The sequence below is a fragment of the Streptosporangium sp. NPDC049078 genome (assembly GCF_040648855.1).
Classification (GTDB): Bacteria; Actinomycetota; Actinomycetes; order Streptosporangiales; family Streptosporangiaceae; genus Streptosporangium.
Window position 1 is genome coordinate 167,734 of record NZ_JBEZEL010000001.1, and the last position, 14,647, is coordinate 182,380.

11 protein-coding genes are annotated in these 14,647 nt (G+C 68.8%); 5 read left to right on the plus strand and 6 right to left on the minus strand.

The annotated features are described in order from the left end of the window. Positions 1-43 precede the first annotated feature (43 nt). The 4 genes from AB0B90_RS00690 to AB0B90_RS00705 all read left to right on the plus strand — a co-directional run bounded on the left by AB0B90_RS00690 (position 44) and on the right by AB0B90_RS00705 (position 7,542). Positions 44-1,831 (plus strand): hypothetical protein, encoded by a 1,788-nt coding sequence (locus AB0B90_RS00690; RefSeq protein ID WP_362920078.1) that lies wholly within the window; start codon positions 44-46, stop codon positions 1,829-1,831. 105 nt (positions 1,832-1,936) lie between these two features. Further along, the gene (locus AB0B90_RS00695) at positions 1,937-2,566 is read left to right on the plus strand and encodes a hypothetical protein (RefSeq protein ID WP_362920080.1); all 630 of its coding nucleotides are present in this window, start codon (positions 1,937-1,939) and stop codon (positions 2,564-2,566) included. 627 nt (positions 2,567-3,193) lie between these two features. Then, a complete protein-coding gene (locus AB0B90_RS00700) occupies positions 3,194-6,328 on the plus strand; it encodes a M14 family zinc carboxypeptidase (RefSeq protein WP_362920082.1) in 3,135 nt (1,044 codons plus the stop codon). A 155-nt stretch (positions 6,329-6,483) separates the two neighbouring features. Beyond that, positions 6,484-7,542 carry a DUF916 domain-containing protein gene (locus AB0B90_RS00705; protein WP_350946483.1) on the plus strand — a complete coding sequence of 353 codons (1,059 nt, stop codon included), beginning with the start codon at positions 6,484-6,486 and terminating at the stop codon, positions 7,540-7,542. Positions 7,543-7,620: 78 nt separating this feature from the next. Here AB0B90_RS00705 and AB0B90_RS00710 read toward each other — a convergent pair whose 3' ends face one another. Then, a complete protein-coding gene (locus AB0B90_RS00710; RefSeq protein ID WP_350946482.1) occupies positions 7,621-8,871 on the minus strand; it encodes an adenosylhomocysteinase in 1,251 nt (416 codons plus the stop codon). An 86-nt stretch (positions 8,872-8,957) separates the two neighbouring features. Next, a complete protein-coding gene (gene ahcY, locus AB0B90_RS00715) occupies positions 8,958-10,385 on the minus strand; it encodes an adenosylhomocysteinase (RefSeq protein ID WP_362920085.1) in 1,428 nt (475 codons plus the stop codon). A 219-nt stretch (positions 10,386-10,604) separates the two neighbouring features. Between ahcY and AB0B90_RS00720 the strand changes: the two genes are divergently transcribed. Then, the gene (locus tag AB0B90_RS00720) at positions 10,605-10,946 is read left to right on the plus strand and encodes a MerR family transcriptional regulator (protein ID WP_350946480.1); all 342 of its coding nucleotides are present in this window, start codon (positions 10,605-10,607) and stop codon (positions 10,944-10,946) included. Positions 10,947-11,013: 67 nt separating this feature from the next. Here the strand turns inward: AB0B90_RS00720 and AB0B90_RS00725 are convergent, their stop codons facing one another. Genes AB0B90_RS00725 through AB0B90_RS00740 form a run of 4 tightly spaced genes read right to left on the minus strand, consistent with a single transcriptional unit; the run spans position 11,014 to position 14,628 of the window. Continuing rightward, complete coding sequence (locus AB0B90_RS00725; protein WP_350946614.1) at positions 11,014-11,943, minus strand: cation diffusion facilitator family transporter; 930 nt, start codon at positions 11,941-11,943, stop codon at positions 11,014-11,016. Positions 11,944-11,991: 48 nt separating this feature from the next. Then, complete coding sequence (locus AB0B90_RS00730; protein ID WP_350946479.1) at positions 11,992-13,098, minus strand: SIS domain-containing protein; 1,107 nt, start codon at positions 13,096-13,098, stop codon at positions 11,992-11,994. After that, positions 13,095-13,268: a Trm112 family protein gene (locus AB0B90_RS00735; protein WP_350946478.1), complete on the minus strand. Its 174-nt coding sequence runs from the start codon at positions 13,266-13,268 to the stop codon at positions 13,095-13,097. Before AB0B90_RS00735 ends, AB0B90_RS00730 begins: the two co-directional genes overlap by 4 nt. 4 nt (positions 13,269-13,272) lie before the next feature. Then, the gene (locus AB0B90_RS00740; RefSeq protein WP_350946477.1) at positions 13,273-14,628 is read right to left on the minus strand and encodes a phosphomannomutase/phosphoglucomutase; all 1,356 of its coding nucleotides are present in this window, start codon (positions 14,626-14,628) and stop codon (positions 13,273-13,275) included. Between the last annotated feature and the right edge of the window lie 19 nt (positions 14,629-14,647).

Below are 14,647 nucleotides of genomic sequence, written 5' to 3' on the forward strand. Positions count from 1 at the left end.
CCGTTCGGCGCGTGGGGGACGTGCCAGACTACAAAAGCTCGGGATGATCGCGATAGGTGCGGTGTTGGCAGGACTCCTGCCGGCCACGGCCTCCGCGGCGGCCGACGTCGACCCCCGCATCGGTCTTGGTGCCGGATGGTTGGACGCCCAGGAAGCCATCAGCAACCTGGAGAAGACCTCACACCTGGACAGGCCGGAGGGCTTCTACGTACCCTCCAACCCAGGCAGCGGTGGGTATCTCAACTCCGACCTGGCGTTCAGTGGGAACTACGCGTTCTCCGGTAACTACAACGGTTTCAACATCTACGACATCTCCACGGGCAGCACGCCCGTTCTGAAGACGTCGGTGGTCTGCCCCGGCGGGCAGGGCGACCTGTCGGTGCAGGGGAACCTGCTCTTCATGTCGGTCGAGGAGACCCGCGGTCGGATCGACTGCGGCACCCAGGGGGCCACCGGAACCGTCAACCCCGACAGGTTCCGCGGCGTCCGTATCTTCGACATCAGCGACATCGAGCACCCGACGCAGGTGGCGGCGGTGCAGACCTGCCGTGGTTCGCACACGCACTCGCTGGTGACCAGCAAGAACGAGCCGGAGAACCTGTACGTCTACGTCTCCGGCACCTCCAGCGTGCGCTCCGGCCAGGAACTCGCGGGCTGCGCCAACACGGCGGCGACCGACCCGGCCACCTCGCTGTGGCGGATCGACGTCATCCGGGTTCCGCTCGCCGCTCCGCAGAACGCCGCGGTCGTGAGCAACCCCCGGATCTTCACCAACGAGGAGACCGGCGCGATCAACGGGCTGCAGAACACGCCGCCCACCCCGCAGCACCCGGCCGGCACCAACTGGTCGCCGTCACCGGTCACCAACCAGTGCCACGACATCACGTCGTACCCGGAGATCGGTCTCGCCGCCGGCGCCTGTGCGGGTAACGGCATCCTGATCGACATCTCGGACCCGACGAACCCGAAGCGGCTCGACGCGGTCTCCGACCCCAACTACGCGTACTGGCACTCGGCCACCTTCAACAACGACGGTACGAAGGTCGTCTTCACCGACGAGTGGGGCGGCGGCTCCGGTGCGCGCTGCCGGACCACCGACCTGCCGTCGTGGGGTGCGAACTCGATCTACGACATCGTCGACGGCAAGCTCGTCTTCAAGAGCTACTACAAGCTCCCGGCGCCGCAGACGACGCTGGAGAACTGTGTCGCGCACAACGGGTCGCTCATCCCGGTCCCGGGTCGTGACGTCATGGTCCAGGCCTGGTACCAGGGTGGCCTGTCGGTGTTCGACTTCACCGACTCCGCCAACCCCAAGGAGATCGCGTTCTTCGACCGCGGCCCGGTCAGCCCGACCTCGCTGGTCACCGGTGGCTTCTGGTCCGCCTACTGGTACAACGGCCACATCTACGGTAACGAGATCGTGCGCGGTTTCGACACCTTCAAGCTGAAGCCGAGCGAGTCCCTCACCCAGGCCGAGATCAACGCCGCGGCCGCCGTGAAGACCGACAGGATCAACCCGCAGAACCAGACGAAGTTCACCTCCGGTCTCTCGATGGCCCTCACCGCGCAGGCTCGTTGTGTGGGTACCACGGCGCACCTGGCGGTCACGGCCGTCAACAACGGCACCGTGCCCGCCGACATCGCCCTGTCCACCCCCTACGGCACCAAGACGTTCGCCAACGTGGCCCCGGGCAAGCAGGCCTACCAGTCCTTCAACACCCGGACCGCGCAGCTCGCCGCCGGCACCGCGACCGCCACGGGCGCCGCGACCATCGGCGGCCAGGCGGTAACCGCCGACCACAACACCGCCTACAACACGCTCAGCTGCTGACCCGACCTCAACGGCGACACGGCACACACCCTTGAACGTCGCCACTTTCAACCGGGGCCGGCCGACATGCCGGTCGGCCCCGCCCCCCATAAACGGAGCAAGCCCATGAAGTCCACCCGCACCACCCGGGTCATCGCCGCGTCCCTGCTCGGCCTCGCCCTCGCCGCCACCGCCGCCCCCGCGATGGCCTCCGCCGACCCCGACGAGGGCATCGAGGTCTCGGTCACCATCGACCCCATCCGCGTCCCCGGTGAGGTCTCCATGACCGTCGCCGACAACAACGGCGTCACCCTCACCGAGAACGGCACCAACGCCGCCGCCCGCCAGTTCACCGGCACCCTGCCCACCGTCACCGTCACCGACACCCGCCTGCCCGAGGAGATCCCCGCCGGGGACTTCTGGGCCGTCGTCGGCCAGGCCAGCCAGTTCACCGCCACCGGCGGCGGCACCGCCACCATCGGCCCCGAGTACCTCGGCTGGGCCCCCCGCCTGATCAGCGAAACCGAAACCGGAGCCGTCGCCGCCGGCGAGCCCGTCTCCAGCGTCATCTCCGACGGCACCGGCGCCCCCAACGTCGGTCTCCAGGGACAGGAACTCCTCGTCTCCACCGCCAACTCCGCCGACGAGATCGGCACCTGGGAGGTCAACGCCGACCTCGCTCTGCGCACCCCCGTCGACGTCACCGCCGGCGAGTACAACTCCACCCTCACGCTCTCGCTGTTCAACCAGTCCTGAGCCGACGGGTAGCCCGTTTCCGCCCGCCGCGGCGAGACCACGTCCACTGTCGTGACGAGTCATGAGAGGGAATCCGGCACCTCCCCCCACACCCGCCGGCACACCGTCACATGACGACCGACGACAACCGACGCGATACCCGCCGGCCTTCCTTCCGGCGGGTACGACACCGCTGGACGGGCGTGTCACGACTCGGCGCCGGTGGAACCCCCCGGTTCCACCGGCGCCACCGCCTTCCCTGACACCTGACCGTCCGCACCCCGGGTGCGCTTCATGGTCACCAGCCGGGGCACCGTTCGATCCCCCATGTCCACGGGGGTTCGTGCGGCACCATCGACACGGCCTTAGGGCGCTATATACCGAAAAATCCTTAGAAACCATACCGTTATCTAAAAGTCCAAATTCGGGCTATATGACCGCTTGACGAAAAACGGAACGTTGCAAAAGACTGCCTTCGACTTGCGTGCGCCCCGCCAGGCCGACCCCCTACCTGGCAGCACGCCAGATGGAGGATCAGTGAGAGGCGCTGCCTACAGCAGACGAGTTCGACGTTCCCTCGTCTTACTCGCACTACCCATAGCGATCACTGTCAGCTCGCTCCCGGTGCTCGCCGATCCGGGACCGCCGGTGAGCGACGTCGCTCCTGATCGGCTGCCCGCCACCGAGCAGAACGGTGTCGCCCTGATCAGGATCGTCGTACCCGACCAGTCCGACGTGGACCGGCTGACCGACATGGGGGTGGACCTGGCCGAATACAAGAAGCCCCTGGACGACGGCATCGAGGTGCACGCCGTCCTCAGCCCCGAGGAGGCCGACAGCCTCAGGGACCAGGGCTTCGACCTTCGCGGCGTCATCTCCGACGAGAGCGACTTCGCCGCCAACAAGGTCGAGCGGTCCAAGGCTCTCGCCAAGAGCACCGCGGCCGAGGCCGCGGAGGACACTCTCACGGTCCTGCGCGCGGAGTGGTTCACCAGTGTGGACAACCAGCGCTTCCTGTCGGTCGAGGTGAAGTCGAGCGCGACCGACGCGCAGACCGTCCTCACCACCACCTGGGACAGCGGCAAGAACACCGCCCCCGACTCGGGCGGCACGGCGACGATGTCCCGCTTCACCGACGCCGGCCAGTACATGTACCACCGGTTCACCTCGCCGCTCGCGGTCGACAAGGAGCCGTCCAAGGTCACGGTCACCAGCAACCGCGGCGGTTCGGTGACGGCGAAGGTGACCAAGTGGCTGGGTGCCACGCGCAAGCCGCCGAAGCCGCACTACGTCTCCGACTTCGTCGACCGCTACATGGACCCGACCGAGATCACCGATCGGATCGTCGGCCTCGCCGCCGAGTTCCCGAAGATCTCGGAGATCGTCGACCTGCCCTACAAGACGAACGGCTACCGCCGGTCCGCCCAGGCGCAGTTCGGCACGGCCACGGCCTCCATCGTCTACCTGAACTCCAGGAGCTACGGCAGCGAGGGCGGCAACGACATCACCGCGGCGCTCGTCAACCCGAACGCCGCGGACTCCCCGCTCTCGGTCACGGTCAACGGCAAGGACATCGTGGTCAACCTGGCCACGGACGCCTCCGGCGCGATCACCAGCACCGCCAAGCAGGTGGTGGACGCCGTCAACGCCAACTCGGCGGCATCCGCTCTGGTGACGGCGAACACCTACCGCGGCAACGCGGGCGCGGGCGTGGTCGCCGCCGCGGCGGCCGTACGGCTCACCGACTTCCTCACGGCGCCGGCGAGCGTGTCACGCGACCCGTTCCAGATGAAGGTCCTTCGCATCGGCAAGAAGCGGGACCGTTCCAAGACCGGCGTGTTCCTCTACTGCCAGGAACACGCTCGTGAGTGGGTCACCCCGATCACCTGTCTGGAGGCCGCCGAGCGGCTGCTGCGCAACTACGCGCAGGACAGGGAGACCAAGAAGCTCGTGGACGACCTCGACATCTTCGTGCTGCCGACCACCAACCCCGACGGCTCGCACTACTCGATGTACGACTACAACATGCAGCGCAGGAACATGACCAACCACTGCGCCGACAACGCGTCCGACCCCGCGCGCCGCAACTCCTGGGGGGTGGACCTGAACCGCAACTTCTCGGTCGGCGCCTTCTCCGACGGATACAACGGCGCCTCGGCGACCTGCACCAGCGACACCTACGCCGGCCCCGCCAAGCTCTCGGAGCCGGAGGCCCGCAACGAGGTGTGGCTCACCAACGAGTACCCGAACATCAAGTTCGCGATGAACACGCACTCCTACGGCGGCTACTTCATGTGGCCTCCCGGCGCCTACAAGACCGCCGGACGCGAGGTGCTGCCGCGGGTCGACTTCGGTACCGAGAACTACTTCTGGTCCGCCTCCGACCACATCCTGTCCGCGGTGCAGACCCACCGCGGCACGGCGATCTGGCCGGGCCGCACCGGTCCCGTCACCGACGTCCTCTACTCGGCGGCCGGCAACAGCGCCGACGAGCACTGGTACAACCGGGGCATCATCGGCTGGGACTTCGAGGTCGGCGCGGACATCTACGACCCGGCCACCCAGCGCTTCACCGCGGTCGGTTTCCAGCCGCCCTTCAGCGAGGGGCACCAGGAGGCGATGGAGTTCGCCAACGGTCAGATCGCCATCCTGGAGGTCGCCCGTGCCTTCGCCGAGGACCAGAAGCGTCCCACCTCCAGCCTGAAGATCACCGATAGGACCGAAGGCTCCACCACGTTCACCTTCGAGGTGAACGAGCCCGCCAACGTGTACTACACGCTGGACGGCACGCGGCCGACGTTCGACTCGCTGAAACTGCGGGCGGCGGGCATGCGTGAGGCGGCCCAGAAGATCACGGTCGACAAGACCACCGAGGTGTCCTGGTTCTCCGTCGACATCGCCGGCAACGTCGAGAGGAACTACAAGCCGGAAGGCAACGGCGCCAACTACGGCAAGCAGACCGTGAAGGTCACCAACAAGGCGCCGGTGACGACCGCGACGGTCGCCCCGGCCCAGCCGGCCGGAGGCTGGTTCACCGGTCCGGTGTCGGTGACGCTGTCCGCGACCCCCGGGAAGGACGGGAAGAAGGTCGACCGTACCGAGTACCAGCTCGACGGCGGCGCCTGGACCACGTACACCGCGCCGGTCGCCATCACCGGCGACGGCTCGCACGAGCTGGCCTACCGCTCCGTCGACAAGGGGGGCAACGTCGAGGCGACCATGACGCTCACCGTCAAGATCGACGCGACGGCGCCGACGACGACCTCGGCCGTCGGCTCGCAGGACAACGGCGGCGTGCCGGTCACCCTCTCCGCGACGGACGAGACGTCCGGCGTGGAGAAGATCGAGTACTCCCTGGACGGCGGCGCCTGGACGACGTACACCGGGACGGTCATCGTCTCGGGGCAGGGGCAGCACGAGGTGCGGTACCGCGCCGTCGACAAGGCCGGGAACGTCGAGGAGATCAAGGCCGTCGAGGTGCCGGTCGCCCCGACGCTCCCGCTCACCGTGACGGCGGAGTCCCGTTGCGTGGGTACGACGGCGCACCTGGCGGTCACGGCCGTCAACAACGGAACCGCACCCGCCACCATCACCCTGTCGACCCCCTACGGCTCCAAGACCGTCGCCGACGTCGCCCCGGGCAAGCAGGCATACCAGTCCTTCAACACCCGGACCGGGCAACTCGCCGCCGGTACCGTGACCGTCACGGGCGCCGCGACCATCAACGGCCAGCCGGCCACCTCCACCTACGACACCACCTACAACACGCTCAGCTGCGGCTGACCCGATCCCGACGCCGACCAGTGAACGCCATCTTGTTCAACCGGTCCTGAACCAATGGCGGGGCAGAACGCCACCCCCCGCTGTGCGTGTCCGGGACGTGTGCGAACCTAACCCACACGTCCCGGATGTTCACCATGAAACAGGAGATACCACCGTTGTTCACGAGCAGTTCGCGGAGGGCACTCGCCCTCTTCTCCGCCCTCTGCGCTGTCGGCGCGACCACCTTGACGGGATACGCCCTCCCGGCCGCCGCCGCGGGCCCGGGGGACATCACCTGGTCGGTCGCGCCGGCCGACGCCAAGGGCCCCGACGGCCGCAGCGCCATCGACATCGAGCTCGCCGGTGGGCAGGAGGTGACCGAGCACATCGCGGTCACCAATCGCTCCACCAAGGAGGTCGCCTTCGCGATCGACGCCAACGACGGCTACCTGACCGCCAAGGGACTGTTCGACATGCGGCCCTCGGACGCCACGCCGACCGACGGCGGGGCATGGATCAAGATTCCCGAGCGGGTGACGATTCCCGCCGGTGGCACCGCCGTCGTGCCGGTCAAGGTCTCGGTGCCGAAGAACGCGACGCCGGGTGATCACCCCGCGGGGGTCACGGCGTCCGTGGACACGATCTCCGGCCAGGTCAGGGTCCAGAACCGGGTGGGGGTCCGGATGAACCTCCGGGTGACCGGCGACTACGTGGCCAAGGTCGCCGTGACCGGCCTGCGGGCCGAGTACAAGGGATCGTGGAACCCGTTCTCCTCGGGGTCCATCGACATGACCTACACCGTCACCAACGAAGGCAATGTCCGGGTGGCCGCGGACACGAATGTCCAGACGTCCGGATTCGTCGGCGAAAGCGGATGGAAGGACACCTCCGACGCCAAGACCAGAGAGGTCATGCCGGGCGGCAGGCGCGAGTTCACCGTACAGGTGACCGGCGTCTGGCCGCTGGGACCGATCACCTCGCAGGTCGTGGCGACCCCCACGGTCGTGGGTGAGTCGATCCAGGGCGTCGCCGCCCAGCAGACCACGGTCGACACCTCGCTCTGGGCGTTGCCGTGGCCGCAGCTCGTCTTCCTCGTCCTCCTCGTTCTCGCCTTCCTCGTCGCCCGGACGCTGCTTTCCCGGCGCCGCAAGCGCCGCGAGCAGCAGGCCGCGATCCTGCGCGAGGCGAGCGAACTGATCGCCCAGTACGGCAACAAGCCGGAGAAGTCATCGTGACAGCGTCGTGGCAGGGGGTTCTCCCCGGCCCGAGGCCGCGTGCGCGGCGTATCCCGTCTGTGACCGAGGGAAAGGAGGTCAGGAACCGAGCCGCCAGGAGTGGAGGTACTCCTCCTGGTCAACGGTGAGATCGTCCATCTCGATCCCGGCCGCGGCCAGCTTGAGCCGCGCCACCTCCACGTCGACCTCTCCCGGCACGTCGTAGACCCCCGGCTCCAGCCGCGCCCGCTCGCGGACCAGCCACGCCACCGAGAGCACCTGCGCGGAGAAGGACATGTCCATGACGGCGGCGGGATGCCCCTCGGCGGCGGTGAGGTTCACCAGGCGGCCCTCGGCGAGCAACAGGAGCCTGCGGCCGTCGGCGAGCACGTACTCGTCGGTGTTGGGGCGGACCCCCCGGTGGACGGCGTGCGCCAGGTCGTCCAGGGCGCGGACGTCGATCTCGACGTCGAAGTGCCCGGCGTTGGCCAGGATCGCCCCGTCCTTCATCTCCGCCAGGTGCTCACCCCTGATCACGTCACGGTTGCCGGTGACCGTGACGAACACGTCCCCGACCCGGGCCGCGGCCGCCATCGACCGTACGTCGTAGCCCTGCAGTAAGGCGTCCAGCGCCTTGACCGGGTCGATCTCGGTCACCACGACCCGCGCCCCCAGGCCCCTCGCCCGCTCGGCGACGCCCCGGCCGCAGTAGCCGAATCCGGCGACCACCACGGTCTTGCCCGCGAGCAGGGTGTTCGTGGCGCGCATGATCCCGTCGATGGTCGACTGACCGGTGCCGTAGCGGTTGTCGAACATCCGCTTGGTCCGCGTGTCGTTGACCGCCACCACGGGAAACCTGAGCGCCTTCTCCGCGGCCATCCGCCGGAGCCTGATGATCCCGGTGGTGGTCTCCTCGCACCCCCCGGAGACCGTCTCCAGCAGCTCGGTCCGCTCGGTGTGCAGGATGTTGACGAGGTCACAGCCGTCGTCCAGGACGATGTCCGGCACGATGTCGAGCGCCTGGTGGATGTGGCGGTAGTAGGCGTCCATGGTCACCCCGGCCCGCGCGTGCACGACGACGCCGTAGTCACGGAGCGCCTCGGCGACGTCGTCCTGGGTGGACAGGGGGTTCGACGCGGCCAGCGCGATCTCGGCCCCGCCCGCCTTGAGGGTGCCCATGAGCACGGCGGTCTCGGCGGTGACGTGCAGGCACGCGGCGATCCGCAGCCCGTCGAAGGGCCGCTCCGCGGCGAACCGCTCGCCAAGGGCGGTGAGCACGGGCATCGCCCGCGCCGCCCACCCGATCCTCAGCTCCCCCGCGGCCCCCAGGGCGCGCTCAGCGCTGTCCACATCTCTCCCCAGATCTACCCGAACCCCGAAATCGCCGGAAGGCCCCCGCGAAGCGGCGGGGGCCCGGCGAAACTCGACCGCGGATGTCAGTAACGGTAGTGGTCGGACTTGTAGGGGCCCTCGACGTCCACGCCGATGTATTCGGCCTGGGCCTTGGTGAGCGTGGTGAGCTTCACGCCCAGGGCGTCGAGGTGGAGGCGCGCGACCTTCTCGTCCAGGTGCTTGGGCAGCACGTAGACGCCGACCGGGTAGTCGTCGGTCTTGGTGAACAGCTCGATCTGCGCGATCACCTGGTTGGTGAAGGAGTTGGACATGACGAACGAGGGGTGGCCGGTGGCGCAGCCCAGGTTCATCAGACGGCCCTCGGCGAGCACGATGATCTGCTTGCCGTCGGGGAAGCGCCAGGTGTGGACCTGCGGCTTGACCTCGGTCTTCTCGATGCCGGGGATCCGGGCCAGGCCGGTCATGTCGATCTCGTTGTCGAAGTGACCGATGTTGGACACGATCGCGTTGTGCTTCATCCGGGCCATGTGGTCGGCCGTGATGATGTCGAAGTTACCGGTCGTCGTGACGAAGATGTCGGCGATGCCGACGACCTCCTCCAGGGTGGTGACCTGGAAGCCGTCCATCGCGGCCTGCAGCGCGCAGATCGGGTCGATCTCGGTGATGATGACGCGGGCGCCCTGGCCCTTGAGCGCGTCGGCGCAGCCCTTGCCGACGTCGCCGTATCCGGCGACGACCGCCACCTTGCCGCCGATCAGCACGTCGGTGGCGCGGTTGAGGCCGTCGATCACCGAGTGGCGGCAGCCGTACTTGTTGTCGAACTTGGACTTGGTCACCGAGTCGTTGACGTTGATCGCCGGGAAGAGCAGCGTGCCGTTCCTGAACATCTCGTACAGGCGGTGCACACCGGTGGTGGTCTCCTCGGTGACGCCCTTGATGCGCGCGGCGACCTTGGTCCAGCGCTTCTCGTCGGTGACCGTGCGGCGGAGCAGGTCGAGGATGACGCTCCACTCCTCGGGGTCGTTCTCGTCGGCGCTGGGGACGGCACCGGCCTTCTCGTACTCGGCCCCCCTGTGGACGAGCAGGGTGGCGTCGCCACCGTCGTCGAGGATCATGTTGGGGCCGTCGTCACCGGGCCACGTCAGAGCCTGCTCGGTGCACCACCAGTACTCCTCCAGGGTCTCGCCCTTCCAGGCGAAGACCGGGACGCCCCGCGGGTCCTCCACGGTGCCCTCGGGGCCGACGACCACGGCGGCGGCGGCGTGGTCCTGGGTGGAGAAGATGTTGCAGCTCACCCAGCGGACCTCGGCGCCGAGCGCGACCAGGGTCTCGATGAGCACGGCGGTCTGGATGGTCATGTGCAGCGAGCCCATGATCTTCGCACCGGCCAGCGGCTGGGCCGCGGCGTATTCCTTGCGGATGGCCATCAGGCCCGGCATCTCGTGCTCGGCGAGCTGGATCTCCCGGCGGCCGAAGGCCGCGAGAGAAAGGTCGGCGACCTTGAAGTCCATGTGGTTACCCCTCTGGTTGATGGGCGGCGTTCGCCTCACACCCTCGCCCGTCGCGCTCGTCTCGCGATCGTGCTTCGCTCTGGGGCCGGGCCCGCCGTTCCATCGGAACAGTCGATGTCTGGGAGTTTAGGCGGCCGGAACGGCTCCGCGCACCCTCTGAGCGAGTAACCTGACACAAGAATGTAAGCTTTTCTGGGAAATCACCGGAAAGAGGGCACCATGCGGATCACCGAGGCCGCCAGAAAGCTGGGCATGTCCCCCCGGATGCTCCGCTACCGCGAGGCACTCGGACTGCTGCCCCCGATCAGGGACCGGGGCGCGCACCGGCGGTTCGGCCCGGAGGAGCTCTCGGCCGTCGCCCAGAGCGTCGAGTTGGAGAAACGGTTCGACGTCTCCCCCGCCGAGCTCGCCTTCGCACTGCGCACACTGAGCGAACCCGCGGTCGCACAGGCCGTACGGGACCTGGGGCTGCGGATCGGCCGCCTGCAGGCACCCCGCAGGGCACTGGACTTCGAGAAGGAGAAGGCGCTGCGCCTGCTCCAGCGCCGCACCCAGCGGTGACACCGCGAATCCCGGACGACTCCCACGGGTCCGGAGCCTTTCACGGCCCCGGACCGTCCGGTGAGGCTCAGACGCGGTCGGCGACGCCGGCCCTGTCGAGATCGGGCTCCAGATAGATGACGCGCGCCTCGGGAACGGCGGCGCGGATGCGCTGCTCGGCCTCGTCGATGCCGCGGGCCACCTCGGCGGCCGTGTCGTCGTGGTCCACCGCGATCTTGGCGGCGACCAGGATCTCCTCGGGCCCCAGGTGGAGCGTGCGCATGTGGATGACCCGGGTCACCTCGGGCGCGCTCTCCAGGGCGTCCGCGATGCGGGTCTGAACCTCGGGCCCCGCGCTCTCACCGATCAGCAGCGACTTGGTCTCGATCGCCAGGATCACCGCGATCACCGCGAGCAGGGCGCCGATCATCATGGTGCCGATGCCGTCCCAGACGGGGTCGCCGGTCACCACGGCCATCGTCACGCCGAAGAGCGCGAAGATCAGGCCGAGCAGCGCGCCCAGGTCCTCCAGCACGATGACCGGCAGCTCGGGCGCCTTGGAGCGGCGGATGAACTGCACCCACGACTGCTTTCCACGGACGTGGTTGGACTCGATGATCGCCGTCCTGAACGAGAACCCCTCGGCGATGATCGCGAAGATCAGCACGCCGAAGGCCCACTGGGGCGACGTGAGCTCCTCGGGAGCGTGGATCTTGTGCCAGCCCTCGTAGAGCGAGAACACCGCGCCGATGGTGAACAGCACCACCGCCACCACGAACGCGTAGAAGTAACGCTCCCTGCCGTATCCGAAGGGATGCTGGGGCGTACGCGCCCGCTGCGCGCGCTTGCCGCCCAGGAGCAGCAGCGCCTGGTTGCCCGAGTCGGCCACCGAGTGAACCGATTCGGCGATCATCGATGACGAGCCCGTGAAGAGAAACGCCACGAATTTGGCCACGGCGATCGCCAGGTTGGCCGCCAACGCCGCGATGATTGCCTTAGTACCGCCGCCCGCGCTCACGGCAGCCTCCACTCAGCTGGTTGGTAGGGAAAGACAAGACAAGGGATCCTATTGCGAAACCCTGGCCTTGAGTCCTGTGATGGCCGACACAGTTGCCGGGTCGATCCCGTACCCGAGCGCGAGGTACGTACTCGCGAAATCTCCGAGCGCGACCAATGTCGCGAGCCGCTCCAGCGGATGCGTCCCCTCCGCGGCGATCTGCGTGACCGGGACGCCGCGATCCTCCGCCAGCCGCACCGACGCCTCCCGCTGCCGTACGACCCGGGGGTGCTCCTCCACGTCGCGGAGCACGAACAGCCGGAGCGATCTGCCGCTCTCGTCGGCGAAAATGTCCCGCTGGGCGAGCGGGCCGTCGAGGACGGCCACCTGGTCGTGACCGGCCCCGGGTAGTTCGCCGTACATCGCCGGGTATTTACCGTTCGTATTGAGCGCACCGGCCCACCGGCGGGCCGCGACGGCGGCCAGCGGGGAGGATCCCCAGATCATCGGCACGGTCTCGGCGAACTCCATCGCGAGCGACTTGCCGGGATTGATGAACGACTCGCTCGCCGGGCGGCAGCGGTGGGCGAGATCCTCAAGGCGCGTGGCCACCTCCTCGAACACCTCCTCCCCGGCTTCGACCAGGCCGAGCCGGGCGGCGGCGACGATCAGCGGGACCGACGCCGCCCACACCGCGGCGCGCGCCTGCCCGCCGCCCGCGACGGGCACGAACGGCGCTCCCGCCTGCCTGGCGATCGCGTGCAGCGGCGAGTCGGGCCCGCCGACGGCGAGCAGGCGGCAGCCTCTGCGTACGGCCTCGGCGGCGACCGCGAGCGTCTCCTCGGTCCTGCCGGAACGCGACACCGCGATCACCAGGTCGGTCGCGCCGATCCAGCCGGGCAGCCGGTAGGACCTGACGGTCACGATCGGCAGCGGGGCGCCGTGGCCGCACACCACGTCGAGGATGTCACCGGCGATGCCCGAGGAGCCCATACCGGCGACCACGACCGCCCGGGGCCTGCCGTCCTCGGCGAGCGAGGACAGGCCCGACTCCAGGGCGGCCCTGCGGGAGGTGCGGACCTGCGCGGCCGAGCCGGCCACCGCCCGTAACATGCCCGCCGGGTCTCCCTCGATCAGCCATTTCTGGTCGTCGAGCCGATCGGGCTCCCAGTTCACGACTTCCGGGCCTCGTCGACCAGCAGGACCGGGATGTCGTCCCGTACCGGATAGACCAGGCCGCACGAGGCGGAGGTGCAGGACAGCTCGTCCACCTTGGGATCGGCCCTCAGGGGGGACTTGCAGTTGGGGCAGGCAAGGATCTCCAGCAGCCAGTCGTCGATCTTCACTCGTTCAGCTCCTCACGACAGCCAGGACCTCGTCCCTGATCGCTGCCATCTGAATCTCGTCGGCCGCCTCGGCGTTCAGCCTGAGCAGCGGCTCTGTGTTGGAAGGACGGAGGTTGAACCACCATCCGGGGCCGGAGACGGTCAGGCCGTCCAGCTCGTCGAAGGTGACGCCTGCGCGGGCGGCGAAGATCTCGCGGACCCGCTTCGTCGCCGCATCCTGGTCGGCGACCGTGCTGTTGATCTCCTCGGAGGCCGCGTACCGAGTGTATTCGGCGAGGATCTCCGAGAGAGGCTTCTCCTGCTCGCCCAGCGCGGCCAGCACGTGCAGCGCGGCCAGCATGCCGGAGTCGGCGAACCAGAAGTCCCTGAAGTAGTAGTGGGCGGAGTGCTCGCCGCCGAAGACCGCGCCGGTCGCGGCCATCTCGGCCTTGATGAACGAGTGCCCCACGCGGGTGCGGACCGGACGGCCGCCGTGCTCGGCGACGATCTCCGGAACGCCCCTGGAGGTGATCAGGTTGTGGATGATCGCGGCCCCGGGGTGCCTGCCCAGCTCGCGGACCGCGACCAGCGCGGTGATCGTCGACGGGGAGACGGACTCGCCGCGCTCGTCGACGACCCAGCAGCGGTCGGCGTCTCCGTCGAAGGCGAGCCCGATGTCGGCGCCCACGTCGAGCACGGCCTTCTGCAGGTCGCGCAGGTTGTCGGGCTCGATGGGGTTCGCCTCGTGGTTGGGGAAGGTGCCGTCGAGCTCGAAGTAGAGGGACGTCAGCTCGACGGGCAGCCCCTCGAACACCGTCGGGACCGTGTGCCCGCCCATCCCGTTGCCCGCGTCGACCACCACTCGCAGCGGCCGGATGCCCGACAGGTCGACCAGGGTGCGCAGGTGGTCGGCGTAGCCGCGCAGCAGATCGCGCTCGGAGACCTTCCCGCCCCCCTCGCCGCCGAGGATGCCCGAGGCCAGGATCGCGGCGGCCCGCTCGCGGATCTCGACGAGCCCGGTGGCGCCACCGATCGGCACGGCGCCCGCCCTGCACATCTTCATGCCGTTGTAGCGGGCCGGGTTGTGGCTCGCGGTGAACATCACCCCGGGCAGGCCGAGGCTGCCACTCGCGTAGTAGAGCAGGTCCGTGGAGCCCAGGCCCGCGTTGATCACATCGGCCCCCCGCGAGGTCGCCCCCCGGGTGAAGGCCGCGGCCAGCGGCACCGACGACTCGCGCATGTCGTACGCCACCACGGCGGTCTTCGCCCCGGTCACCTCCACGAAGGCCGCGCCGACCGCCTCCGCGGTCTCCTCGTCGAGCTCGTCCGGCACGACGCCACGGACGTCGTACGCCTTGAAGATCTTGGCGAGGTCGCCCACTCCAGCTCCACCCCTTGCG

Excerpts from the sequence above, each read along its gene's own strand:
- AB0B90_RS00720 (WP_350946480.1), top strand. The coding sequence starts at position 10,605 with ATGCGGATCACCGAGGCCGCCAGAAAGCTGGGCATGTCCCCCCGGATG.
- AB0B90_RS00690 (WP_362920078.1), top strand. The coding sequence starts at position 44 with ATGATCGCGATAGGTGCGGTGTTGGCAGGACTCCTGCCGGCCACGGCC.
- AB0B90_RS00695 (WP_362920080.1), top strand. The coding sequence starts at position 1,937 with ATGAAGTCCACCCGCACCACCCGGGTCATCGCCGCGTCCCTGCTCGGC.
- ahcY (WP_362920085.1), bottom strand. The coding sequence starts at position 10,385 with ATGGACTTCAAGGTCGCCGACCTTTCTCTCGCGGCCTTCGGCCGCCGG.